The sequence below is a fragment of the Arthrobacter sp. 10T419 genome (assembly GCF_056394105.1).
Genome location: NZ_JBFTHF010000004.1, coordinates 51,408 through 75,730, shown reverse-complemented (window position 1 = coordinate 75,730; position 24,323 = coordinate 51,408). Strand labels below are relative to the sequence as shown.

Sequence of the window (24,323 nt, the reverse complement as noted above, 5' to 3'; positions counted from 1 at the left end):
TCTAGTAGAACTGCTGGCCCGTGCGCCGCGTGTACAGCTGGCGGGCGACGCGCTCCCCGGCGGCCATCCAGGCCTTGTACTTCAGCGGACTCAGGACCTGGTCGTAGCAGCCGACGAAGTCCGTGACGGTCTTGCTGAAGCTGGTCTTGAACAGGCCGAGGCCGTGGAAGGGATTGGAGGTGTCCTTCAGCTTGTCGCTGGGCGGCGTGCCGCAGAAGTCGTATTCGGTGCAGCCGAGTTCCTTGAGCTGGTTGATGGCCGTCCACTGGACCAGGTGCGAGTCGCCGTACTGGCTGCGCTTCTGCAGGGAACCGCCGTCCTTGTAGGTGCCCTTCCGTCCGTAGTTGATCACGAACGCCCCCACCGAGGGCACGCCGTTTTCATAGACGAAGAGCAGCCGGCCCTGGCCGCGGTCCACGAAGTTGGTCCAGAACTGGCGGTAATACTCGTACTCGCGGACCCGGACCTGGGACTTGGCCTCCACGGTGTTCGTCATCAGCGCGTACATCGCCCGGAAGTTCTCTTCGGTCGGCTCCACGTTGTGGACCTCGACCTCCTCGCGGATGGCCCGCCGGACGGCGTTGCGGCCGCGGGAGTGCAGGTTGCGCAGCAGCTGGTTTTCCTGCGGCGAGATGTCCAGCAGCGCGGTGGAGTCGTTGGGCTGGAGGTTGTGGGTCTTGACCAGGCCCGCGCCTTCGATGATGCGCCGCGCGTCCTCCGACAAGACGATGTCGGGCTCGATCTTGATGGCGAATACCCCCAGCCGGGCGCGCTTGACGAAGTCGGCGTTGGCGGCCGCGATGCCGGGGATGTCCTCCACCGAGGCCACATCCGGGCCCTTGATGAGGTACCAGAGCTTGCCGAGGAGGGGGAAGGACTTCTCCAGGACCAGGTTGTAGCTGGTGTAGTCGGCCGTCTCATAGACCAGGTGGAGGGGCTTCCAGCCGAAGTGCTGCTTGACCTCGGCGAAGGCCTCGGATTGAAGCAGATTCCCGCCGTTGGGGTTCGCGGTGACGTGGGCGTCCCAGTTGGCAACCTCTTCGGCGGAGGCAAAGCGGGCAGTGAATTCTCGCAAGGGTGCGGTATCCAATCTTTGCGGAACGAGCTTCGGCGGCATGGCTGGCATGCAGCATCAAGTCTATCGGGAGGCCGGCGGCTCTCAGGGCGCTGCGGCCCTGTGCCGGCCGTCGCACCGGGTTTAGGCTGAAGGTATGGATGCGCAGCCGGAACCGTCAGCCGTCCGCCGGCAGTTCCGTCCGGGCGGGGCCGGGACGCGCCGGCCCGGCGTCGAGGCGGTGGCCCTGCTGGTACTGCTCGGCGCTTCGGCCCTCGTGGCGGCACTCGGCGGACTGGCCAGCGCCAGCAACGTCGACGGATGGTACGCGGCCGCGGACAAGGCCCCGTGGTCTCCGCCGAACTGGCTCTTCGGGCCCGTCTGGACGATTCTGTACATCGCGATGGCCGTAGCGGCATGGCTGGTCTGGCGCAGCCGGGCGGAAGGCGCCAGGCCCGCCCTCACCGCCTACGCCGTGCAGCTGGTGCTGAACCTGCTGTGGACCCCGGTGTTCTTTGGCCTGTACCCCGCCATGGGTTCCCCCGCGCTTTGGATCGGCTTCGTCATCATCGTGGCGCTGGCGGTCGCGGTGGCCGCCACCGTGCTGCGCTTCGGCCCGATCAGCCGCACCGCCGGGCTGCTGCTGCTCCCCTACCTGTCCTGGATCGTGTTCGCCGCGTCACTGAATCTGTGGGCGGCACTGAACAACTGAGGACAATCAGGAACGACTGGGAAATCAGCACTCCACCACGTTGACGGCGAGGCCGCCCATGGCGGTTTCCTTGTACTTGGAGCTCATGTCCTTGCCGGTCTCGCGCATGGTCACAATGACCTCGTCGAGCGACACGCGGTGTGAGCCGTCGCCCCAGAGGGCCATCTTGGCGGCGTTGATCGCCTTAGCTGCGGCGATGGCGTTGCGCTCGATGCACGGGATCTGCACCAGCCCGCCGATCGGGTCGCAGGTCAGGCCGAGGTTGTGCTCCATCGCGATCTCGGCGGCGTTCTCCACCTGCTGGGGCGTTCCGCCCATCACCTCGGCCAGGCCGGCGGCCGCCATTGACGACGCCGAACCCACCTCGCCCTGGCAGCCCACCTCGGCGCCGGAGATCGAGGCCTGTTCCTTGTAGAGCACCCCGATGGCACCGGCGGTCAACAGGAACTTAACCACGACGTCGTCGCGGTCGGCCTGGGTGGCTTTATCCATGCCGGGGGCGAAGTGCAGCGCGTAGTAAAGCACGGCCGGAATGATACCCGCGGCGCCGTTGGTGGGCGCGGTGACAACCCGGCCGCCGGAGGCGTTCTCCTCGTTCACCGCGAGCGCGATCAGGTTCACCCACTCCTGCCAGTACTTGGGGTCCCGGTAGTCGGGGTCCTGGCCGTGGTTTTCCTTCATCAGCCGTTCGTGCCAGTCGGGGGCCCGACGGCGGACCTTGAGCCCGCCGGGAAGCAGGCCCTCGCGCTTAAGGCTGACCTCGACGCAGCCTTCCATCACGGAGTAGATGTGCAGGAGGCCTTCGCGGATCTCCTCGTCGGTACGGGAGGCGCGCTCGTTGACGAACATGATTTCGCCGATCGAGAGCCCCTTGGACTGGCAGCGGCCCAGCAGTTCAGCGGCCGTGCGGAACGGCAGCGGGAGTTCCTTCTTGGACTCGTCGAGTTCCTTCAGCGCCGCGTCCTCCTCACCCTCGCGGACGATGAAGCCGCCGCCGACGGAGAAGAAGGTGGCGTTGTGCACGACGGCGCCGTCGGCGTCAGACACCGTGAACGTCATGCCGTTGGTGTGCCGGGGCAGGATGGTGAGCGGGCGCAGCACCATGTCCTTCACGCCGTAGGGCAACGCGACGAATCCGGCCAGGTGCAGGGTGCCCGTCTGGGCAATGGCGGCCAGCCGGTCCTCGACTTCCTCGGGGAGGATCTTCTCCGGGTGGAAGCCCTCGAGTCCGAGCAGGATGGCTGTCATGGTGCCGTGGCCATGGCCGGTGGCGGCGAGGGAGCCGTACAGGTCAACCCGGAGCGACGCCACGCGGTCCAGATCCCCCGAGGCCTTGAGCTCCTCGGCAAACACCGCAGCAGCCCGCATCGGCCCCACGGTATGCGAACTCGAAGGCCCGATCCCAATCGAAAAAAGATCAAAGACGCCAACAGCCATTACTGAATCCTAACTAGGCACTGCGGTCGGGCGGGGAGGGGGACGGACATCCTCTGCATGCTGCTCCTTCGTCGCTTTGACGCATGCTGCCGGATGCTCGGCCCCCTCCCCGGGGGCCGTCACCGTGAGCGGCACTATGTGGTTGAGACGTCAATGCGGGGGCGAGGTGCCCACGAGGGGCCGGCGGAGCCGGGCTTTTCGAAAGCGTGCGTCTAAGCGAGGGACGAGCGAGCACGCGTGAAAAGTCCGGTCCGCCGGGCCCGGAGCCAACCCGAAAGAGATCGGCCCCGGAGCCAGCCGCAGCGGTCAACCTAGATTAGCAACCGAGGGGTAGAGCGGGTGGGCGGCGGCGAGGGCCTCGACGCGGGAGCGCAGACCGGACAGGTCCGCGCCGGCGTCGGCGGTCAGCGCCTCGGCGATGATGTCCGCAACTTCGGTAAAGGCGGCCTCGCCGAAGCCGCGGGTGGCCAGCGCCGGGGTGCCGATCCGCAGCCCCGAGGTAACCATCGGCGGGCGCGGGTCGAACGGAACGGCGTTGCGGTTGACGGTGATGTCGATTTCCGCGAGGCGGTCCTCGGCCTCCTGCCCGTTGAGCTCGCAGTTGCGCAGGTCCACCAGGACCAGGTGCACGTCGGTGCCGCCGGAGATCACGTTGATCCCCTTGGCGGTGACGTCCGGCTGGACCAGGCGCTCGGCGAGGATCCGGGCGCCGGCCAGCACACGTTCCTGGCGTTCCTTGAACTCGGGCGAGGCGGCGATCTTGAACGCCACGGCCTTGCCGGCGATGACGTGCTCCAGCGGGCCGCCCTGCTGGCCCGGGAACACTGCCGAGTTGATCTTCTTGGCGATGTCGGCGTCGTTGGAGAGGATGATGCCGCCACGCGGACCGGCCAGGGTCTTGTGCGTCGTGGAGGTGGTCACGTGCGCGTGCGGCACCGGCGACGGGTGCAGCCCGGCCGCGACGAGCCCGGCGAAGTGGGCCATGTCCACCATCAGGTAGGCCCCCACGGAGTCGGCGATCCGGCGGAATTCCGCGAAGTCGAGCTGGCGGGCGTAGGCGGACCAGCCGGCGACGATCAGGGCCGGCTTGTGCTCCTGGGCCAGGCGCTCCACCTCGGCCATGTCGATCCGGTGGTCATCCTCCCGGACCTGGTACGGGATGACGTTGTACAGCCGGCCGGAGAAGTTGATCTTCATGCCGTGGGTCAGGTGTCCGCCGTGCGCCAGGTTCAGGCCCATGATGGTGTCGCCCGGACGGATCAGGGCGTGCATGACCGAGGCGTTGGCCTGCGCGCCGGAGTGCGGCTGGACGTTGGCGTACTCGGCGCCGAACAGGGCCTTGACCCGGTCGATCGCGAGCTGCTCGACGACGTCGACGTGTTCGCAGCCGCCGTAGTAGCGCTTGCCCGGGTAGCCCTCGGCGTACTTGTTGGTCAGCACCGAGCCCTGCGCCTGCATGACGGCCTTGGCGGTGTGGTTTTCCGAGGCGATCATTTCCAGGCCGTCGCGCTGGCGGCTGAGCTCGGCGTCGATCTTCGCGGCGATCTCCGGATCCAGCGCGGACAGTTCAGCGTCCAGGCTCGGCGAAACGACCTGCTCGAATACCGCGGTGTTTGTACCTGCGGCCGCGGCGGCGCTCACAGTTCGCCGCCGTTCTTGGACGCGTAATCCTGCGCGGAGAGCAGCGGGCCGTCCGATTCGGCGGCGACCTTGAAGAGCCAGCCGGCGCCGTACGGGTCGCTGTTGATCAGGGCCGGGTCGTCGACGACGGCGGGGTTGATTTCGGTGACCTCGCCCGTGACGGGGGCGTACAGGTCCGAGACGGACTTGGTCGACTCGACCTCGCCGCAGGTCTCCCCCGCGGTCACCGCGGAGCCGACCTCGGGCAGGTCAACGTATACGATGTCGCCCAGGGCGTCCGTGGCGACCGCGGAGATGCCGATGGACACAAGGTTCCCGGCCTCCCGCGCAACCCACTCGTGCTCGTCGGAGTACTGCAGTTCAGGGGCAACTTTTGCCATGTGTTTTTCCTAAGTCTTGAAGTGGTCGTTGGTGCTAAATCAATTGTGGCCGGGTTGCGGAGTGACCGTGGCCGGGTTACGCGGCGCGGCCCGCCATCCTCCGCGTGCTCGCTCGTCCCTCGCTTAGACGCACGTTTCCGGATGACGTCCCCCACCGCTAAATGCCAGTTCAGTTCCGGAGGCCAATAGTTTTGGGCCAAACCGCCGTTCTCCGGAAAGAAACAGAGGCCGTCGATATCTTTTAGAGCCGACCCTCGGTAGGCGGTACGGGCCCCATCACCTTTGGCTTTCGAAGGCGATGGCTCCCGTTGGTTTTGGTGTTGTGGGTTGTTCTAAAAGGTGAGCTGTCCACGAGGGGGCGGCTGGCCGCGGTTTTCGAAAGCGTGCGTCTAAGCGAGGAACGAGCGAGCACGCGTGAAAACTGGGGCTAGTCGGTCCCGGAGCCGGGGACGGCCGGTCCCGGAGCCAGCCACGGCCCCGGGACGGCACGGCACGGGCTACTTTTGGCGCTTGTAGAACGGCAGTGCGACAACTTCGAACGGCTCGGTTTTGCCGCGCAGGTCGATGTCCAGTGCGGTGCCGGGTTCGGTGAACTCGACGTCGACGTAGGCCATGGCGACCGGGTAGCCCAGAGTGGGGCTGGGCTGGCCGGAGGTGACTTCGCCGACCGTGTTGCCGTCCTTCAGGACCGGGTAGTGGCCGCGGCCGGCCCGGCGTCCGAGGCCCTTGAGCCCGACGAGTTTGCGCCCGGCGGTGGAGCCTGCGCCGGCCTCCTTCTTGGCGGCCAGGGCAGCCTTGCCGACGAAGTCGCCGTCCTTGGACAGCGCGACGACGGGGCCGAGCCCGGCGGCGAACGGGTCGCCCTCGAGGGAGAGTTCGTTGCCGTACAGCGGCATGCCGGCCTCGAGCCGGAGCGAGTCGCGGGAGGCCAGGCCGGCGGGCGTCAGCTCGCCGTCCTCGGCGATGGCGATGAGCGCCTGCCAGAGGGCGGCGGCGTCGTCGTTGGAGACGAAGATTTCGAAGCCGTCCTCACCGGTGTAACCGGTGCGTGCCAGCAGCAGGTCCTGGCTGGCGCCGCTGACCATGAACGGGACGTCGACGGCGGCGTAGTACTTCAGGCCGGTGACGAGCTCGTGCTGGGCGGCGGGGACCAGGCGGAGCAGGATGGCTTCCGCTTTGGGGCCCTGGACCGCGATCAGCGAGGTCTCGGCGGAGGCGTCCCGGACCGTGACGTCGAACTTTCCAGCCCGCTCGGCCAGGGCCGCGGCGACGACTTTGGCGTTGCCGGCGTTGGGGACGACAAGGAATTTCTCGTCACCGCGGCGGTAGGTGATGAGGTCGTCGATGATGCCGCCGTCCTCGTTGCAGATCAGCGAGTACTTGGCCTTGCCGACCGCCATGGCGGAGATCTTGCCCACGAGGGCGTAGTCCAGGAAGGCGGCGGCGTCGGGGCCGGTGACCCAGACCTCGCCCATGTGGGAGAGGTCGAACAGGCCGGCGGACTTGCGGACGGCGTGGTGTTCGGCGAGTTCGGAGCTGTACTTCAGCGGCATCTGCCAGCCGCCGAAGTCCGTGAAGGAGGCGCCGAGCTTCTTGTGCTCTTCGTAAAGTGCCGTGTAGTTCTCAGTCATCGTTGGCTGTCCCTAGTTGTTAGAGGCGGAGTTGGCGGAGTCGTCGGAGTGGGCTGCTGTGTCTTCCTCGAAGGCTTCGAGGGGAGGGCATGAGCAGATCAGGTTGCGGTCGCCCGCGGCCCCATCGATCCGGCCGACCGGCGGGAAGTACTTGTCCTGCTTGAGCGTGTGCACCGGGAAGACGGCCTGTTCGCGCGGGTAGCTCCGCTCCCAGTTGGTGCTGATGACGGCGGCCGCGGTGTGCGGGGCGTTGCGCAGCGGGCTGTGCTCCACGGTGAAGTCGCCGTGGGCCACCTGGTCAATCTCGGCGCGGATGGCGATCATGGCCGTGATGAAACGGTCGATCTCGCCGAGGTCCTCGGACTCGGTGGGCTCCACCATCAAGGTCCCCGCCACCGGGAACGCCAGGGTGGGCGCGTGGAAACCGTAGTCGATGAGGCGCTTGGCGACGTCCTCGGCGGTCACACCGGTCTTGGCCGTGAGTTCGCGCAGGTCCAGGATGCATTCGTGGGCCACCAGGCCGCCCTCGCCGGTGTAGAGCACCGGGAAGTAGTCGTTGAGGCGGGCCGCAATGTAGTTGGCCGCGAGCAGGGCCGACTTGGTGGCCTCGGTCAGGCCCTGTCCGCCCATCAGCTTCACGTAGGCCCAGGAAATCGGCAGCACGCCGGCCGAGCCGTAGCGGGAGGCGGAGATCGGCGTGCCCTCGGCGCCGTTGGCCGGATCAGCCGCGTTGCCGGGCATGAACGGGGCCAGGTGGGCCTTCGCCGCGACAGGTCCGACGCCGGGTCCGCCGCCGCCGTGCGGGATGCAGAAGGTCTTGTGCAGGTTCAGGTGCGAGACGTCTCCGCCGAACTGGCCCGGCTGGGCCAGTCCGACGAGTGCGTTGAGGTTGGCGCCGTCAATGTAGACCTGGCCGCCGGCGGCGTGGATGGCATCGCAGACCTCGCGGACGTCGGCGTCGTACACCCCGTGCGTGGACGGGTAGGTGATCATGATCGCCGAGAGGGCGTCCTTGTGCAGCTCGATCTTGGCCTGCAGGTCAGCGTGGTCGATCGTGCCGTCGGAGGCGGTGGCCACGACGACGACCTTCATGCCGGCCAGCACTGCGGAGGCGGCGTTCGTGCCGTGCGCGGAGGCCGGAATGAGGCAGATGTTGCGCTGGTCGTCGCCGCGGGAGAGGTGGTAGCCGCGAATGGCGAGCAGTCCGGCGAGCTCACCCTGGGAGCCGGCGTTCGGCTGGATGGAGACCTGGTCGTAGCCGGTGATCTCGGTCAGCTGGGCTTCGAGGTCCTCGATCAGTTCGCGCCAGCCGGCGGTCTGGGATTCGGGCGCGAAGGGGTGGATGGAGGCGAACTCCGGCCAGGAGATGGCTTCCATTTCGGCCGTAGCGTTCAGCTTCATGGTGCAGGAACCCAGCGGGATCATGGTGCGGTCCAGGGCCAGGTCCCGGTCCGAGAGGCGGCGGATGTAGCGCAGCAGCTGGGTTTCGGAGCGGTGCGTGTTGAAGACCGGGTGCTGGAGGTAGTCGGAGGTGCGCTCGACGGCGGAGTCCAGGGCAAACGCAGTGTCCGTGCCTGCGGCACTATCCGCGACGCTGGCGCCGAAAGCGGCGACGACGTCGGCGACGATCGCCGCCGTCGTGGCCTCATCGGCGGAGATGCCGACCGTGTCGGCGTCGACGGCGCGCAGGTTGATGCCCTTGGCGTCGGCGGCGGCGATGAATTCCGCGGCCTTGCCCGGCACGGAGACGGTCACGGTGTCGAAGAACGAGGTGTGCAGCACGTCCAGTCCCGCAGCTTTCAGCGAGGCGGCAATGGTCCGGGCGTGGCCGTGGGTGGTCTCGGCAATGGCCTTCAGCCCGTCCGGGCCGTGGTAAACGGCGTAGAAGGAGGCCACGATGGCCAGCAGCGCCTGGGCGGTGCAGATGTTGGAGGTGGCCTTCTCACGGCGGATGTGCTGTTCGCGGGTCTGCAGCGCCAGCCGGTAGGCGGGGACGCCGGCGTTGTCCTTGGAGACGCCCACGAGGCGGCCGGGCATGGAGCGCTCCAGGCCCTTCTGGACGGCCATGTACGCGGCGTGCGGGCCGCCGAAGAACAGCGGCACGCCGAAGCGCTGGGCGGAGCCGACCGCGATGTCCGCGCCCTGTTCGCCCGGGGAGGTGATCAGGGTCAGGGACAGCAGGTCCGCGGCCACGGTGACGAGCGCGCCGCGTTCCTTGGCGTCCGCGATGACGTCCGAGTGGTCGAACACGCGTCCGGAGGCACCGGGCTGCTGCAGCACGACGCCGTTGATGACGCCCTCGGGCAGGCCCTTGGACAGGTCCGCGACCTCGACCTCGAAGCCGAGGGCCTCGGCGCGGCCCTTGACGATGGCGATGGTCTGCGGGAGGCAGTCGGCGTCGAGGACGGTCTTGCCGTCGTGGGCCGTCTTGTTCTTGTTGGCCCGTCGCATCATCAGCACGGCCTCGGCGACGGCCGTGGCTTCGTCCAGCAGCGAGGCGTTGGCGATCGGGAGCCCGACGAGGTCCTGGACCATGGTCTGGAAGTTCAACAGCGCCTCGAGCCGGCCCTGGGAGATTTCGGGCTGGTACGGCGTGTACGCGGTGTACCAGGCCGGTGCCTCGAGGATGTTGCGGCGGATCACGGCCGGGGTGACGGTGTCGTAATAGCCCTGGCCAATCATCTGCACTGCGGTCTTGTTCTTCGATGCCAGCTTGCGCAGTTCGGCGAGCACTTCCACTTCGCTCAGCGCCGCGGCGAGCGCCAGGTCGGAGTCCTGCCGGATGTCCTTCGGGACGGCGGTATCCACCAAGGCGTCGACGGTGTCGTAGCCGACAGCCTTCAGCATGGCGTCGACGTCGGACTGGCGCCGGGCGCCGATATGCCGGTCAACGAAGGACGTGGAGGCTGAGGTAACAGTCACAAGGAACTCCATAACTAAGGCGGCGCAGGGTACGCCACATTGATTCGGGTTCCTCCCCGCTCTGTATTGGACCTGAGAGTTTCCGCGCAGCCGCTTTCGCGAGGCTCCGCTTGCACCGTCGGTGAGCACAGCGCGCCGCGTGACGCACTTGCTGCTTTCCAGAGTTGCCTTGCCGCGGCGGTACATGGGCCTGAGAGATTCCTGGGGAGGGTTTGCTCCTACGGCGCCTGCTTGTACCTACTTGCAGAACTCTCCCGCCGCAGATCAAAGGCATATTCAATTGCTCGTGACCGCAGTCACAACTCCCATTGTCCTATGCCGGAGGCACGTCCGCAAACTCCGGTACCCGGGCCGCTTCAGCGTTACGGTAGAGCGGTGGCCAAGAGGCGGCGGCGCATGCGGCCACTGGGCAAATTACTACTCAAGGAGACAATTCATGCTGGAGCGAAGGCCCTTCGGGAACACTGGTTTGGAAGTCTCCATCGTGGGGCTCGGCGCCGGCCAGATCGGTGAAAGTGATGTCACCGAGGCCGAAGCCGCCGAGGTGCTCAACGGGGCATTGGATCTCGGCGTCACGCTGATCGATACCGCCGCCAGTTACGGGCTGAGCGAAGAGCGCATCGGCCGGCACCTCGGCGGACGCCGGGACGAGTTCGTATTGTCCACGAAGGGTGGGCCCAAGATCAACGGCCGACGGGACTGGTCGCCGGGCAGCGTGCTGGAGAGTATCGAACAGTCCCTGCGCTTGACCCGGTCGGAACGGCTCGACGTCTTCTATCTGCACTCATGCCCGCTTGAAATCCTGCGGCGTGGCGATCTGCAGGACACCCTGGACCAGGCAGTCGCCGCCGGCAAGATCGGTGTCGCCGGCTACAGCGGAGACAACGCGCCGCTCGCATTCGCTGTGGACTCCGGCCGGTTCGGTGCCATCGAAACCAGCGTCAACATAGCCGACCAGTGGAATCTCCGAAACGTTCTCCGTCCCCGGCTCGGCCCGGGAGTCATCGCCAAGCGCCCGATCGCGAACGCGCCGTGGCGCTTCGCTGAACGACCCACCGGGAACTACGCGGAGCTCTATTGGGAACGGCTGCGGGCCCTGGAGCTCGACCCAGGAGACCTGGACTGGGCCGAGTTCGCCCTGCGCTTCACGGTGTACGCGCCCGGCGTGGACACCGCAATTGCCGGCACGGCCAAGCTGGCCAACCTGCGCGCTAATATCACCGCCGCCGGACGGGGCCCTCTTCCGGCTTCTACGCTGGAAGGCATCGACCGCGCCTGGCACGCTGTGGGCTCCGGCTGGCCGGCCTCGACCTGACGGCCGGCAAGCCTAAAGCCGCCCTTAGCTGCGCAGGCGTTCGACGGCGGCCAGCAGGCTCTCGACGTCGCCGGCCACCTCGGCCGGCGCCTCGCCGGGTCCCCGCGCCAGCATGGCGTTGAAGTACAGCCCGTCCCCCATGTACAGCACGGGCTTGGCCATGGCGGGGCCCACATCAGCGGCAAGGAGCGCCAGCCAGCTCGCCTGGACCCCGGCCATCCGCCGCAGGGTCTCGGCGTGGGCCACCTCGGCCAACCGGGTGGCGGCCACGAAGACCCGGTCCAGCGGGGTATCGGCCCATACGGAGGATCTGATGAAGTACGCCGCCGCTCCTTCCGGTGCCGCGGCCATGGCCGCCAGGTCCGCGGCGAGGAGCCGGTCCAGGCGCTCAAGCAGCACCGAGATCATGGCCTCCTTGTTTGGGAAGTGGTACAGCAGTCCGCCTTTGGAGACGCCGGCCCGCCGGGCGACCGCGTCCAGTGTCGCGGCGCGCTCCCCCTCCGCAATGAGGAGGGATTCGAAGGCGTCGAGGACGGCTTCACGGGCTACGGGTTTTCTGGCCATGGCTCCCATCATGCCTGCCGTGACGCGAATTTCTTAACTGTACCGTCTGGACGGTACAGTTAACCGTCATGAGCACCGCATCCCTGTCCGCAGCCACCCGCACCGAACAGGCCCCGCGCGCGCCTTGGCGCGACTGGCTGGCCTTGTCGCTGCTGATGTTCCCGGTCCTGCTCGTAGCCGTGGACAACACCGCGCTGACCTTTGCCCTGCCGGCGATCGCCCGCAGCCTGGACGCCACCGGGGTGCAGCTGCTGTGGATCGTCGATGCGTATCCGCTGGTGCTGGCCGGCCTGCTCGTGGCGATGGGCAGCCTCGGTGACAGGATCGGCCGGCGCCGGCTGCTGTTCATCGGCAGCACCGGTTTCGCCCTGGTTTCCGCGGTGACGGCTTTCGCGCCCAGCGCGGAATGGCTGATCGCGGGACGGGCCGGCCTGGGCTTCTTCGGCGCCATGCTGATGCCGTCCACGCTGTCCCTGATCCGCAATATCTTCCCGGAGCCCAACCGGCGGCGGCTCGCGGTGGCGATCTGGGCCGCGGGCTTCTCCGGCGGCGCCGCGCTGGGCCCGATCTTCGGCGGCTGGCTGGTGGAGCACCTCTGGTGGGGTGCGGTCCTGCTGGTCGCCGTGCCGATCATCCTGCCCCTGCTGGTCCTGGGCCCCGCGCTGATTCCGGAATCGCGGGACCCCAACCCGGGCAGGGTGGACGCGCCCAGCATCGTCTTGTCCCTGCTGGCCATGGGTCCGGCGGTCTACGGCATCAAGATCCTGGCGACCGACGGCGTGGCGCCGGAGCCGCTCGCCGCCCTCGGGATCGGGCTGCTGATGGGGTACGCCTTCGTCCGGCGGCAGCGCCGGCTGGCGGCCTCGGCATCCTCTGCTCCGCTGCTGGACCTTAGCCTCTTCGCCAACCCGGTCTTCAGCACCGCGATCACCGCCAACGTCCTGGCCCTGTTTTCGTACAACGGTTTCATCTTGTTCCTCGCCCAGCATTTGCAGCTGCTAGAGGGGCAGTCGCCGTCAGAATCCGGCATGGCGATGATCCCGGCACTCGTCGCCACCGTCGTCGCCGGGCTGCTCGTGGTCCCGCTGGTCCGCAAGGTCCGTCCGGGGTTCGTGGTGGCGGGCGGCCTGCTCCTTAGCGCTGCGGGTTATGGCCTCGTGGCCTTCGGAGACCACGGCGCCGGGCCCGGCGTGCTGCTGGCCGCCCTGCTGGTGCTGTGCCTGGGGGTCGGCGCGGCCGAGACCATCTCCAACGACCTGATCCTGGGGGCGGCGCCGGCGGCGAAATCGGGCGCAGCGTCCGCCATCTCGGAAACCGGCTACGAGGTGGGCTCCCTGCTCGGCACCGCCATCCTCGGTTCCATCCTGACCGCCTCCTACCAGCGCAACCTGCAGCTGCCCGCCGGCGTCGCCGGGACGGCACCGGCGGAAACCGCGGCCCAGGCCGGCGAGACGCTCGCCGGGGCCGCCGAACTGGCGCATACCCTCCCGGCTCCGCTGGCCGAGGCCGTGATGGCTGCCGCCCGGGCCGCATTCGACTCCGGCGTTCACATCACGGCCGCCATCGCGCTGGTGCTGATGGCCGGCGCCGCGGCCCTTGCCGCCGTCGTGCTGCGCAAGGTACCGACGGCGAACTAGGCGTCAGGTGCAGGGCACCTCTGTTCAGATGGCAGCGGCCGGCAAGGCGTTAAATGGCAAGCGTCCGACGCCGGGACGGAACCCGGCGTCGGACGCGTGGAAGTAAGCGCGTAGAAGGAAGCGGCTACTTCTTGGTGTCCGGCGTGGTGACGCTGGCGGTGGCACGCATGGTTTCGGCGTTGACCATCCAGGCGTACTGCTCGAGCTTGGCAATGAACGCGTGCAGCAGGTCGGCGGTCGTGGGGTCTTCCTCGTCCACCTCATCGTGCACCTTGCGCATCGTACCGACGGCAGCCTCAAGGGCGGCGACGATCTTGTCGATCGCGTCCTTGGTGTTGATCAGGCCGGTCGGGAATTCTGCGAGTGCGGTGGTTTTGGAAACGGTGGAGCTGCGGCCGTCCGGCAGGGCGTGGAGGGCGCGCATACGCTCGGCCAGGTCGTCGGCAAAGCCGCGGGCGGCCTCGATGATCTCGTCAAGCTGCAGGTGAAGGTCGCGGAAGTTCGTCCCCACAATGTTCCAGTGCGCCTGCTTGCCCTGCACATGGAGTTCGATCAGGTCCACGAGAACGGCTTGCAGGTTGCTCGTCAGGGTGGGCGTTGCTTTCATGCATCCTCCTTGATAGGAACGGCTTGGCGTTATGCCTCAGACGCTACCCCACCGAGCAGACGGCACGCGATGGTCGCGGCGCAATTTCACGATCAGCTTACTAAGTAAGCTTAGTAAGCCTCCCGGGACCGGCTCAGACGGCCTGGTTCAGCATCGGTCCCTGCGGGAAGATGGCCCGGGTGATCCCCCCGGCGGTGGCTTCGGAAAGCTGGGCGAGGTAGTCGTTCCGGCGGCGCGGCGTGATCCGGGACTGCGGTTCGAAACCCTGGTCCGGGTCGTCCGCGTAGTGGGCGGTGAGGCCATCACGCATGAGGCGGATCGCTTCGGCGCGCTGCTGCGACACGGCGGCGTGCGTGGAGCCCAGTTCGGCTGCCAGGTCCTTGACCGTCCGGTCGCCGAAGTAGATCTCCTCGACGACGTAGCGCATCCGTTCCGGCAGCGACTTCACGGCGGCACGGAGGTACTGTAGCCGTTCGTCCGCGAGCACCGAGCTTTCCGGGGACAGGGTCTCCGCGGCGAGGGTGTCAACGACGGCGTCGTCGAGCGGTGTGAGGGTGCGCGACGCGTCCGCGAGGGCGGCTTCCACGACGCTTTGCTGGACGCCGAGCGCGGAGGCGATCTCGTCAACCGAGGGCGTGCGTCCGAGAGCCGCCGCCAAGGTTTCCTGGACGGACATGGTCTCTTTGATCCGGCGGCGTGCCGAGCGCGTGGCCCAGTCGCTGGCGCGCATCTCATCGGCGAACGCGCCAAGGATGCGGCGGCGCGCGAACGCGCCGAAGGGCACGCCAAGGTCAGGGTCGAAGGAATCGGCCGAGGTAATCAAGGCCACGGCGCCAGCCGACGCCAGGTCATCGCGCGAGAGGTGGGACGCCTTCGAGCACAAATCTGAGACGAGATAGCCGACCAGCGGAAGGTGCTGGGTGACCATCTCGTTGCGTTCCACGCGATTCAATAGTGTGTCCCCCCATGAGACGGATCAGGAGCTTTAAAACCCTGAGAGCCGCACCCACAAACGGTCCAGCGCTCCCCCCATGGGAGGCGGTGTTCGAAGCTCGGGCGCAGCACCCAGAACGAAACCTATCACCTGATCCGGCATCTGCGTGTACCCTCAGGGAAAAGCTTGGCGGAAAATGCGGAAAGCCGTAATTTGGCCGTGATGGCAGGGGAAATGGGGCCCATGGGTGCAGGGGATCTTTCGGCGGCGCTGTGGCAGGAACGGCGGCAGTTGGAACTGCTCCTGTTCAGGTTGGAAACCCAGCGCCTGCACGTGGCCGCCGGCAACACCCACTGGCTGACCTTCACCGCTTCCGAGGTGGAAGCCGTTCTGGACCGGCTGCGCTTCGAAGCGCTGGCCCGCAATGTCGAGTCCGCGGCGGTGGCGGCCGAATGGGGCCTGCCGGCGCAGGCAACGCTGGTTGAACTGATTGCCGGCGCGCCGCAGGGGTCCTGGCCCACCGTCCTGCAGGAGCACCTGGACGGACTGCGCGGCTTGATGGGCCGGCTTGGCGAGGCCGCCCGCGCCAACGAGGAGCTGCTTCGAAGCCTGCAACGGCCCGCGGGCCCGAACGATCCTGCCGGAATCCTCGAACAGCTGACGGTTGCCGGAAACATTGAGCGTGCCCTTGCCATTACGCGCCGCGCGACCCAGCCGCTCATGGCCCAGTACCTAGGCGACGACGCGAACTCGCACTGACAGCCTTTAGTCGCGGGCGGCCGCCGGGGGCAGCAGGCCGCGCAGCGCGTCCTCGGTGCCGGGACCGGATTCGGCGCCTGCTTCAGCTGCCGCCAGGTTCGCCGCAGCAATGGCCTCGATTACTTCCCGCCGCTGGATCGGAACGCCGCGGGGCGCCTCGATGCCGATCCGGACGCCGTCGCCGCGCCCTTCCAGAACAGTGATGACGATGCCGTCGCCGATCATGATCTGTTCGCCCGGCTTGCGTGTTAGTACCAGCATTCTCTCAATCTACCCTTCGCGGCCGGACGCTGCGGCCCACGGCGTCGGCCGGGTCGCCGGCCGGCCATCGATCCAGCCCACCGGCAGGCCGAGGGCGTCCACGCTTTCGGGCGTCCCGGTGTCCGCTGCGCCCACCACGGCCACCGCGGCCACCTCGAGCCGGGCCCGCAGCAGGCTCACCCAGCGGGCGGTGTCCTCGTGCTTGCGCCCGGCGTCGACCACAACCCAGAGCTGGTCCGGGGAAAGCGCCGAGATCGCCTGCAGCCGCGCCAGGGTATTGCGGGCCTTGCCGAGCCCGAAGGCGGCCAGCACCGTCTGCTCGGTCTCCACGGCGTGGGCGCGGGCCGCCGTCGCGCTCTGGCGTCCGTCCAGGTGCAGGTGGCCGTAAGCGCTCAATTCTCCGGCGGTGCGCACGTCCGCGCCGCCAGCGGCGATGGACATGGCCAGGGCGGTGTCCATCGCGTCGTCGCCGAGGCCGACCAGCACCACCAGGTCCCCGGTGCCGCTCAGCGGGACCGGGACCGGCTCGCGCGCCGGCGCGGCATTTCGCACGGACGGCGACGGCGGCACGCGGTCGTGGGCCGGTGCGGTGCGCTCCCCCGCGCCGTTCCCCGGGCGTGCTGCCCGGTCCGGGTCGGGCTGTCCCGCTCCGGCCGACGTCGGCCGCAGCCCGGATCCGAGCTGGTCCAGCAGTTCGGCGAAGTCCGGCGACTCGGTCGAGACCCCTGGGGTGCCGGTCCGGTGCAGGGTCAGTTCGGCGGCGTCGGCTTCGGCCAGCAGGGCGGCGATCGCGTCGCCCTGCAGCTGGTGGGCGGGGGCCGCGGCGATCCGCGTGCTGGGCGGCGTCTCCGTCCGCCGCGGCGCTTCCCGGACGGTATCCCGCGGGGCGTCTGCCGATGTGGCGGCGGCCCGCTCCACGATCTCACCCTCGGACAGGATGTCCGCATCCGGCACGACCTCGCCGGTGACGACGTCGTGCTTGGGCTGGACCTCGACGATGGCCTCGTAGCGGTTCGCCGCGAACAGCCCGGCGATGCCGGGACTGATCACGCGCTCGGCGGAAACGATGCGGGCCGACGGGCCGTACTGGGCCTCGGCCTTGCTGCGGATTTCCTCCAGCGAGGCTCCCTTAAGCCGATAGCGGTTCGGCATGGCGCACGACTCCTACAGTTTCGATCCGGACATTGGCGGAAGTGACTTCGCGGTACGACAGCACCGGGACGGACCCGGGCTGGGCTCCGATAAGCCGGTGGATGGCCGGACGCAGCGCCGGGGCGCAGACCAGGACGGCCTGCCGGTTGGCGGCGGCCGCGGAGTCCACCGCGTTGCGCACCGAGCGGAGCACGGCGTCGAGCCGGTCCTGTCCCATCACGATCTGGCTGCCGCCCTCGGCCGGCCGCATATCCTCCAGCATGGACTGTTCCAGGAGCGGGTCGATCATGATCACGTTGAGCACCGGGCCCTCCATGAACTTGGCGGTCAGCGCCGGACCGAGTGCCTGGCGGGCCGCCTCCACCAGCGACTCCGGGTCGGTGGAAACCTTGGCCCGGAGCGTAAGCGCCTCGTAGATGCGGGCCAGGTCGTTGATGGGGACCTGCTCGTCGAGCAGGCCTTGGAGCACCCGCTGCAGCTCGGCGAGCGAGAGCAGCGCGGGAGTCAGTTCGTCCACGGCGGAGGGGCTCTGCTTGCGGACGCCCTCGGTCAGCACCCGGACATCCTCGCGGGAGAGCAGCCGGGCAGCATTGCCCGTGACGATGGAGGACAGGTGCGTGACCAGCACCGAGACGCGGTCGATCACGGTGGCCCCGGTCATCTCGGCGTTGTGCCGCATCTCGGCCGGAATCCACTTCCCGGCGAGCCCGAAGACCGGCTCAATCATGGCGACGCCCGGGAGCGAGTCCAGTGAGTCGCCGAGGGCCAGCATCTGGCCGCCCGGGGCGGTGCCGCGGCCGGCCTCCACCCCGGCGATCCGAATGGCGTAGGTGGCCGGCGGGAGATCCACACTGTCCCGGGTGCGGACCGGCGGGATGACCAGGCCCAGTTCCATTGCGATCTTGTGCCGCAGCGATCGGACCCGGGCCAGCAGGTCGTCGGAGGCGCCGGAGACCATGTCGACAAGGTCGGGGGCCAGCAGGATCTCCACGGGGTGGACGCGCATGTCCTCCAGCAGCTTCTCGTTGGGGTCCAGCTGCGGGGAGTTCAGCGCGGCGGCCTCGGCGTCGCGGGCCTTTTCCGCCTGCTGCTGACCGGCGGCGGTGCGGCGCGAAGCCAGGATCAGGCCGGCGCCGACCAGGACGAACGGAATGGGCGGCATGCCGGGGATGAGGGCCATGGCGAGGGCGGCCACGCCCGCGATCATCAGGGCGTTGGGCGACTGCAGCAGCTGCGTGGAGGCCGTCCGGCCCATGTCCGCCTCCGCGTTGGACCGCGTCACGATCATGCCGGTGGAGACAGCCATCAGCAGCGCCGGGATCTGGGTGACAAGTCCGTCACCCATGGTCAGCAGGCCGTAGGTGTTGAGGGCGTCGCCGATCTCCATGCCGCGCTGCAGCATGCCGATGGCGATGCCGCCAATGAAGTTGATGATGATGATGATGATGCCGGCGATGGCGTCACCCTTGACGAACTTCGAGGCTCCGTCCATCGCGCCGTAGAAGTCGGCCTCTGCCGAGACCTCGGCGCGCCGCTCCCGGGCCTGGGTGTCGGTAATCAGCCCGGCGTTGAGGTCGGCGTCGATCGCCATCTGCTTGCCCGGCATGGCGTCCAGGGTGAACCGCGCCCCGACTTCGGCGACGCGCTCAGCGCCCTTCGTGACCACGACGAACTGGATAACCACCAGAATCAGGAACACGACGGCGCCGATGATCATGGAGCCGCCCACGGTCACCTTGCCGAAGGCCTCAATGACCTGGCCGGCGTAACCGTTGCCGAGGACCAGCCGGGTGGAGGCAACGTTGAGGCCCAGCCGGAACAGCGTGGCCACGAGCAGCAGCGAGGGGAACACGGAGAAGTCCAGCGGCTTCTTCACGAACATGCTGGTCAGCAGCACCAGCAGCGCCAGCAGGATGTTGCACACGATGAGGAAGTCCAGCAGCGGGGCGGGCACGGGAACCACCAGCAGCAGCACGATGCCCACGATGCCGATCGGCACCGCCAGCCGGGCGAGCCTGTTGTTCATGATGCGGTCCTTTCACAGACGCTGGTTCCAAAAATGTTCGCGAAGATGCTCATAGCGCGGCTCCGGCCATCCGGTGCAGCCCGGCTCCGGCGCCGCGGGCCTTGAGCGACATGACGAAGGCCAGCACCCCGGCCACGGCGTGGTAGAAATCCACCGGGATCTCCTGCCCCAGCTCGCAGGCGCCGTGCAGCGCCCGGGCGAGCGGGATGTCCTGGACCATGGGCACGTTCTTCGCCTCGGCCTCCTGCCTGATCCGCGACGCGACGTGACCGGCACCCTTGGCCACCACCCGCGGGGCCGACTTTCCGGGCTCGTACTTCAGCGCGACGGCGACGTGCGTGGGGTTGACGAGGACGACGTCGGCGTCCCCGATTGCCGCGATCATGCGGTTCCGGCTCATGGACAGCTGCCGGGCCCGGCGCTGGGAGCGGATCAGCGGATCGCCTTCGCTGCTCTTGTTCTCGTCCTGGACTTCCTTCTTGGACATCCGGGTCTTCTTCCGGTTCCGGCGCATCACCACGAAGAAGTCCACGGCCGCCAGCGCGATGCCGGCGAAGACGGCGAACTGGACCAGGGAGGAGATGCCGCTCCCGGCCGCCGCCACGACGCCGGACACCGGAAGGCCGCCGGCGGTGAGCAGCACCGGGATGAGCCCCTGAACGACGGAGTAGAGCACGAGGCCGACAACGCTGGCCTTCAGCAGCGCCTTGACCCCGCCCCACAGCGCCTGGGTGCCGAAGATGCGCTTCAGCCCGCTGAGCAGTTTGAAGTTCTCGAAGTCCAGGCGGAACTTCTTCAGGTGGATGCCGCCCTGCAGCGCCGAACCCACCAGGACGACAAGGAGCACGACGATTAGCAACGGTCCGAGGATTCCGGCGAGCGCGCCGAGGCCGTCCTCGAGGGCCTTCACGGCCCTTGCCGGATCCGGCTGCGCCATGACGCCCCGGACGCTGAAGAGCTGGTCCGTGGCCGCGTTGGCCCCGCGCTGCACGGTCGCGGGGATCATGACGGCGGCGGCGCCGACCGCCAGCCAGGCGGTGAGGTCCTGGGAGCGCGAGAGCTGGCCCTTGGAGCGGACCTCCCGCATGCGTTTGTCGGTGGCTTGTTCGGTTTTTTCCTGTGAATCCGCCATCAGCCCACCCCCAGCACAGTCTTGGCGGCCTGCCCGGCGAGGGTGGAGACGATCCTGGGCAGGGCGAGGAAGAGGAATCCTGCCAACGAGAGGGTCAGCATGATCTTGAGCGGGAAGCCCAGCGAGAAGGCATTCAGTGCCGGGGCCACCCGGGTCAGCAGGCCGAGCCCGACGTCGGCGAGGAACAGCACCACCAGCAGCGGGCCGGCGATCTGGACGGCGGCGAGGAACATGCCGGTGACGGCGGAGGTCATGGCCTGGACCGGCTGGGCCAGGTCAAGGCCGCCGGCCAGCGGCAGGGCGGTGAAGCTTCCGGTCAGGCCGCCGATGACGAGCTGGTAGCCGTCCGAGGAGAACAGCAGGGCGAGCGCCGCCATCTGCAGCAGCCGGGTGAACTGGGCGCCGTTGACCATCATCTGCGGGTCGAAGGCCTGGGCCATCTGGAAGCCGCTGAAGAGGTCGATCAGGCTGCCGGCGGACTGGACCGCCGCGAAGACCAGCATGACCAGGAAGCCCAGGACCAGGCCGGTGACGAGTTCCAGGACCACTCCGGTGAGGAAGCCTGCCGTGTCGCGGGCGACGTAGCCGGCGGAGAGCCGCTGCGAGACGGCCAGGCCCAGGCCGACGCCCAGCATGGCTTTGATCCGCCCGGGGAAGGCCTGGTGCGCGAAAGGCGGTGCCACGATCAGGAATGCCGTCATCCGGACGGTGGCCAGCAGGAGGACTTCCAGCCACGTCTGATCGATCGGGATGCCCACCTCACAAGCCTCCGAGCAGGGAGGGGATCTTGGCGAAGAGGTCGTTGGTGAACGCGACCATCTCCGAGATCATCCAGTGCCCGCAGATCAGCAGCGCCACCGCCACGGCGGCCAGTTTGGGCACGAAGGAGAGGGTGGCTTCCTGGAGCTGGGTGATGGACTGAAGCAGGGAAATCGCCAGGCCCACCACCAGCGCGGTCACCAGCACCGGGGCCGAGAGCTTGGCGGCCACGATCATGGCCTGGAGGCAGATGTCCAGGACGGCGTTGGCGTTCATCCCGAGCCTGCATAACTTTGGATCAGCGAGGTGATGATCAGGCCCCAGCCGTCCACGAGGACAAAGAGCAGGATCTTGAACGGCAGCGAGATCATCACCGGCGGAAGCATCATCATGCCCATCGACATCAGGGCCGCGGAGACGACGAGGTCGATCACGAGGAACGGGATGAAGATGACGAAGCCGATAATGAAGGCGGCCCGGAGTTCGGAAATCATGAACGCCGGGATGAGCGTCTGCAGCGGCACCGCTTCCGGCGTGGCCGGGTTCTCCATGCCGGCGGCGCGGGTCATCAGTGCGATGTCTTCCTCGCGGGTGTGCGCCAGCATGAAGTGCTGCAGCGGGCCCGAGCCGGCGCTGAGCGCGCCGTTGAAATCCAAGGTGCCGTTCAGGTAGGGCTGCACGCCGATGGTGTTCATCTCGTTGATGACCGGCCACATGACGAAGATCGACAGGAACAGGGCCAGGCCCGCCAGCACCTGGTTGGGCGGTATGGACGGGAGCGAGAGCGCGTTGCGGGTCATCGCGAGCACCACGAAGATCTTGGTGAACGAGGTCATCATCAGCAGCAGCGCGGGCGCGACGGACAACAGGGTGATCCCGATCAGGGTCAGGACCGCTGTGGATGGCTTTCCGTCCATGCCGTTGATCTCGATGTTGACGCTGCCGGTGTCCGGGCTGGCCGGCGGGGTTGGCGGAACCGGCGGCACGGGGGCAGTCGCATGGCCGGCGGAGGCGTTAAGCCAGAGCAGCAGGACGGCGCAGAGCACGGCGGCGACGCCGATGGCCAGGAACCTTGTGGTTCGGCTGATGCCGGTTCGGCTGCTGCTGGTTGACGGGACGCGGGCGGAGCGGGCGGTGGCAGGGCGGATCAATTGCGGCGTCCGCTCCTGAGAGCGGCAGCGGCCTGCTTCCAGGTGGAACCGGCCAGAATTGACCCGTGCAGCGGCGGGTGGGACGCGGCGGGCGCGGTCCCGCGCCCCGGGGCGGTCCGGGGGTGGGGTTCGCGGCGGATGGAGTTGCGGCGGGACAGCGGCCGGTCCGGTGCCCCGGGCTCGCCAGCCGCCAGGCTGCCGACCTGGTCCGCGGTCCCGGCCCCGTTTAGGGGTGCGGCGGAGGCAGCGGCTCCGGCTCCGGCTCCCGCGCTTGCGAGGATCTGCGCGAAGGCGCCGGCGGCGCCGGCGCGGCGGGGCTCCGGATCCAGGGCCTCTGCCGCCTCTGCCGGGATGTCGCCGGTGTGCAGGACGTTGACGGCGTGGTCGGTGACGCCGAGCAGGAAGCGCTGGCCACCGGCGTCGACCACCACTACGGAGGCACGCTGGCCGACGCTTTGGCGGCTGACGACGCTCAGGGCGGCGTCAGCGCGGCGTCGTCCCGTGCCTTTGCCGAGACGGCGCTGCAGCAGCCAGATCAGTCCAAGCACCGCGCCCAGGGCTACGGCTACCCGCAGCCCGAGGATCAGCGAGTCCATTCAGCTAAGCCCCTCGGCCACGTCGAGGATCCGGGTGATCCGCACGGCGTAGTCCTGGTCCAGGACCACAACCTCGCCGTGGGCGATCAGCCGGCCGTTGAGCAGAACGTCGGCGGGGGCGCCCGCGGAGCGGTCCAGTTCGATGATCTTGCCGGGTTCGAGCGAGAGCACGTCGCGGACGGACATGCGGGTGCGGCCGATCTCCACGGTCAGGGCCATCTCGATGTTGTTGATGCGGCCCAGCCGGCCGGCCACCGTGTCGCCGCCGCCGAAGAGGTCGCCGGCACGGTCCTGGCTGGTGCCGTGTTCGCGCAGCCGGACCGCGAACCATGCCGCCGGGCTGGTGCCGTCGGAGAGTTCGAAGACGGCAGTGTCGGGGTCCGAAAGCAGCCCGGACGCGTCGGACTCGCGCAGGTCCGAGAGCACGCCGGCGCCAAAGACCGAGCTTGCGCTTTCCATCGCGGGGCGGAGGACATCGGTGACGGAGACGACGCCGAGTTGGCCGCCGGCCATTCCGCCGGCCGCCTCGTCCAGGAACGTGCGGTCGCTGAGCATCAGGGCGAGATCTGCGGTCACGGAGCCGACGAAGGTCGCGGTGACGGCCTGGCGGGCGTAGGGGGCTGCGGCGCGGGCCGGGACCAGCGCGACGACCTTCAGGGCTACCGGGCTCGGCAGTTCCTCAACGAGCCGTTCCGCCGACGATTCATGCTTGGTCAGGGTGATGCTCATTGGTTATTCTCCTCGATTGTGACAATGACGGCTGCGGCCCGGGACCCGTTGCGGGCCGGGGCGGCGGTGGCCAGCCTCGTGCCATCCAGGGTGAGGTCGAACGGCCGGTTTTCCAGGTGCGGGAGGGTCAGGACGTCCCCCACCGCGAGGCCCAGCACCTGGCTGGGGGTGACGTACGACGTCGAGAGCCGCACCGAGAGTTCCACCGGGACGCGCTCCAACTGCGAGCTGATGCGGGCGGCGGCGTCCCCGCGGTTGTCCGTCGGGTTGACCTTCTTCAGCCGGCCCAGCAGGATTCCCGCCGGCACCGCCAGGGTGGCCGGGGCACTGATGTTGCCGACGTTGATCGTGAAGGAGGCGACAATCATGAGTTCGCTGGGCGCTGCGGCCTGGGCGAACTGGGAGTTGTACTGGACGGTGTCCACCCGGATGGTTTCGCTCAACAGCGGCCCGAGCGAGTAGCCGAGGTCCTCGAGGGCCTCGTCCATAAGTCCCTTGACCAGGGCCTGTTCAATCTGCGTAAACTTCCGGTCCGGCATCACCGTGTCGTTCGAGGCGCCCAGCATCCGGTTGATCCAGCCCAGGGCCGAGGGAGCGGGGAACTGCACCACCAGCTTGGAATCGTGCGACTCCACGGTGCACAGCACCATGGCGGTCACCGCCGGGAGGGAGGCGGCGTACTCGTCGTAGCTCTGCATGCCGACGTCCTCGAGCCGCACCACGGACTTCACGCGGACCTTGGCGGTCAGCTGGGTGCCCCACTGGCGGGCGAACGTCTCGAAGGCGAGTTCCAGGACGCGGCTGTGCTCTCGCGCCAGCGTCGCGGGACGCCGGAAGTCATAGACGCTGACGGTCCGCTCCCGTACCACTTCCCGCTCATCCAGAACACTCACGGTTGCCACTATCGGCAAGGGATCCGCCGTC

At 68.3% G+C, this 24,323-nt stretch carries 23 protein-coding genes and 2 riboswitches; of the genes, 4 read left to right on the top strand and 19 right to left on the bottom strand.

Going from position 1 to position 24,323, the window contains the following annotated elements:
• Position 1: 1 nt before the first annotated feature.
• Positions 2 to 1,075 (bottom strand): lipid II:glycine glycyltransferase FemX, encoded by a 1,074-nt coding sequence (locus tag AC1DBD_RS09220; RefSeq protein WP_476981932.1) that lies wholly within the window; start codon positions 1,073 to 1,075, stop codon positions 2 to 4.
• A 136-nt stretch (positions 1,076 to 1,211) separates the two neighbouring features.
• On the opposite strand from AC1DBD_RS09220, the gene AC1DBD_RS09215 reads away from it, so the two are divergent.
• The gene (locus AC1DBD_RS09215; RefSeq protein WP_441418250.1) at positions 1,212 to 1,766 is read left to right on the top strand and encodes a TspO/MBR family protein; all 555 of its coding nucleotides are present in this window, start codon (positions 1,212 to 1,214) and stop codon (positions 1,764 to 1,766) included.
• A gap of 24 nt (positions 1,767 to 1,790) precedes the next feature.
• On the opposite strand, the gene AC1DBD_RS09210 is transcribed toward AC1DBD_RS09215, so the two are convergent.
• From AC1DBD_RS09210 to gcvP, 5 genes are all read right to left on the bottom strand, one after another.
• Positions 1,791 to 3,203, bottom strand: coding sequence for an L-serine ammonia-lyase (locus AC1DBD_RS09210; protein ID WP_476981931.1), 1,413 nt, complete (start codon positions 3,201 to 3,203; stop codon positions 1,791 to 1,793).
• Between the two features lie 306 nt (positions 3,204 to 3,509).
• Complete coding sequence (gene glyA, locus AC1DBD_RS09205; RefSeq protein WP_476981930.1) at positions 3,510 to 4,844, bottom strand: serine hydroxymethyltransferase; 1,335 nt, start codon at positions 4,842 to 4,844, stop codon at positions 3,510 to 3,512.
• Positions 4,841 to 5,224 (bottom strand): glycine cleavage system protein GcvH, encoded by a 384-nt coding sequence (gcvH, locus tag AC1DBD_RS09200; protein WP_441418247.1) that lies wholly within the window; start codon positions 5,222 to 5,224, stop codon positions 4,841 to 4,843. Before gcvH ends, glyA begins: the two co-directional genes overlap by 4 nt.
• Before the next feature lie 497 nt (positions 5,225 to 5,721).
• Positions 5,722 to 6,855, bottom strand: coding sequence for a glycine cleavage system aminomethyltransferase GcvT (gene gcvT / locus AC1DBD_RS09195; protein WP_476917554.1), 1,134 nt, complete (start codon positions 6,853 to 6,855; stop codon positions 5,722 to 5,724).
• 12 nt (positions 6,856 to 6,867) lie between these two features.
• Positions 6,868 to 9,789 (bottom strand): aminomethyl-transferring glycine dehydrogenase, encoded by a 2,922-nt coding sequence (gene gcvP, locus AC1DBD_RS09190; RefSeq protein WP_476909098.1) that lies wholly within the window; start codon positions 9,787 to 9,789, stop codon positions 6,868 to 6,870.
• Between the two features lie 39 nt (positions 9,790 to 9,828).
• A riboswitch (glycine riboswitch) is annotated at positions 9,829 to 9,944 on the bottom strand.
• Position 9,945: 1 nt separating this feature from the next.
• A riboswitch (glycine riboswitch) is annotated at positions 9,946 to 10,044 on the bottom strand.
• Positions 10,045 to 10,213: 169 nt separating this feature from the next.
• On the opposite strand from gcvP, the gene AC1DBD_RS09185 reads away from it, so the two are divergent.
• Positions 10,214 to 11,092 (top strand): aldo/keto reductase, encoded by an 879-nt coding sequence (locus AC1DBD_RS09185; RefSeq protein WP_476909097.1) that lies wholly within the window; start codon positions 10,214 to 10,216, stop codon positions 11,090 to 11,092.
• Between the two features lie 24 nt (positions 11,093 to 11,116).
• Here AC1DBD_RS09185 and AC1DBD_RS09180 read toward each other — a convergent pair whose 3' ends face one another.
• Entirely contained in the window at positions 11,117 to 11,656 is a 540-nt protein-coding gene (locus AC1DBD_RS09180; RefSeq protein WP_441418243.1) for a TetR/AcrR family transcriptional regulator, read from the bottom strand.
• A gap of 68 nt (positions 11,657 to 11,724) precedes the next feature.
• On the opposite strand from AC1DBD_RS09180, the gene AC1DBD_RS09175 reads away from it, so the two are divergent.
• Complete coding sequence (locus AC1DBD_RS09175; protein WP_476893154.1) at positions 11,725 to 13,293, top strand: MFS transporter; 1,569 nt, start codon at positions 11,725 to 11,727, stop codon at positions 13,291 to 13,293.
• 124 nt (positions 13,294 to 13,417) lie between these two features.
• Here the strand turns inward: AC1DBD_RS09175 and AC1DBD_RS09170 are convergent, their stop codons facing one another.
• Together AC1DBD_RS09170 and AC1DBD_RS09165 are read right to left on the bottom strand one after the other, a co-directional pair.
• Positions 13,418 to 13,900 carry a Dps family protein gene (locus AC1DBD_RS09170; RefSeq protein WP_441418241.1) on the bottom strand — a complete coding sequence of 161 codons (483 nt, stop codon included), beginning with the start codon at positions 13,898 to 13,900 and terminating at the stop codon, positions 13,418 to 13,420.
• A gap of 133 nt (positions 13,901 to 14,033) precedes the next feature.
• Positions 14,034 to 14,852: a sigma-70 family RNA polymerase sigma factor gene (locus AC1DBD_RS09165; protein WP_441418240.1), complete on the bottom strand. Its 819-nt coding sequence runs from the start codon at positions 14,850 to 14,852 to the stop codon at positions 14,034 to 14,036.
• A 204-nt stretch (positions 14,853 to 15,056) separates the two neighbouring features.
• Here AC1DBD_RS09165 and flgN point away from each other — a divergent pair, with 204 nt between their 5' ends.
• Positions 15,057 to 15,593 (top strand): flagellar export chaperone FlgN, encoded by a 537-nt coding sequence (gene flgN, locus AC1DBD_RS09160; protein WP_476893155.1) that lies wholly within the window; start codon positions 15,057 to 15,059, stop codon positions 15,591 to 15,593.
• 6 nt (positions 15,594 to 15,599) lie between these two features.
• Here the strand turns inward: flgN and AC1DBD_RS09155 are convergent, their stop codons facing one another.
• Genes AC1DBD_RS09155 through AC1DBD_RS09110 form a run of 10 tightly spaced genes read right to left on the bottom strand, consistent with a single transcriptional unit; the run spans position 15,600 to position 24,292 of the window.
• Entirely contained in the window at positions 15,600 to 15,854 is a 255-nt protein-coding gene (locus AC1DBD_RS09155) for a carbon storage regulator (RefSeq protein ID WP_441418238.1), read from the bottom strand.
• Positions 15,855 to 15,863: 9 nt separating this feature from the next.
• The gene (locus tag AC1DBD_RS09150) at positions 15,864 to 17,006 is read right to left on the bottom strand and encodes a hypothetical protein (protein ID WP_476981929.1); all 1,143 of its coding nucleotides are present in this window, start codon (positions 17,004 to 17,006) and stop codon (positions 15,864 to 15,866) included.
• Positions 16,984 to 19,032, bottom strand: a complete 2,049-nt coding sequence (locus AC1DBD_RS09145; protein ID WP_441418236.1) for a flagellar biosynthesis protein FlhA — start codon at positions 19,030 to 19,032, stop codon at positions 16,984 to 16,986. The genes AC1DBD_RS09150 and AC1DBD_RS09145 overlap by 23 nt, the downstream gene beginning before the upstream one ends.
• Positions 19,033 to 19,081: 49 nt before the next feature.
• The gene (locus AC1DBD_RS09140; protein WP_441418235.1) at positions 19,082 to 20,164 is read right to left on the bottom strand and encodes an EscU/YscU/HrcU family type III secretion system export apparatus switch protein; all 1,083 of its coding nucleotides are present in this window, start codon (positions 20,162 to 20,164) and stop codon (positions 19,082 to 19,084) included.
• A complete protein-coding gene (locus tag AC1DBD_RS09135) occupies positions 20,164 to 20,922 on the bottom strand; it encodes a flagellar biosynthetic protein FliR (RefSeq protein WP_441418234.1) in 759 nt (252 codons plus the stop codon). The genes AC1DBD_RS09140 and AC1DBD_RS09135 overlap by 1 nt, the downstream gene beginning before the upstream one ends.
• A 1-nt stretch (position 20,923) precedes the next feature.
• Positions 20,924 to 21,199: a flagellar biosynthesis protein FliQ gene (gene fliQ, locus AC1DBD_RS09130; protein WP_175321994.1), complete on the bottom strand. Its 276-nt coding sequence runs from the start codon at positions 21,197 to 21,199 to the stop codon at positions 20,924 to 20,926.
• Positions 21,196 to 22,011: a flagellar type III secretion system pore protein FliP gene (gene fliP, locus AC1DBD_RS09125; RefSeq protein WP_441418393.1), complete on the bottom strand. Its 816-nt coding sequence runs from the start codon at positions 22,009 to 22,011 to the stop codon at positions 21,196 to 21,198. The genes fliQ and fliP overlap by 4 nt, the downstream gene beginning before the upstream one ends.
• Before the next feature lie 59 nt (positions 22,012 to 22,070).
• Entirely contained in the window at positions 22,071 to 22,670 is a 600-nt protein-coding gene (gene fliO / locus AC1DBD_RS09120; RefSeq protein ID WP_476981928.1) for a flagellar biosynthetic protein FliO, read from the bottom strand.
• Positions 22,671 to 23,399, bottom strand: coding sequence for a flagellar motor switch protein FliN (fliN, locus tag AC1DBD_RS09115; RefSeq protein WP_441418232.1), 729 nt, complete (start codon positions 23,397 to 23,399; stop codon positions 22,671 to 22,673).
• Positions 23,396 to 24,292, bottom strand: coding sequence for a flagellar motor switch protein FliM (locus AC1DBD_RS09110; protein ID WP_476893159.1), 897 nt, complete (start codon positions 24,290 to 24,292; stop codon positions 23,396 to 23,398). Before AC1DBD_RS09110 ends, fliN begins: the two co-directional genes overlap by 4 nt.
• Positions 24,293 to 24,323: the final 31 nt, after the last annotated feature.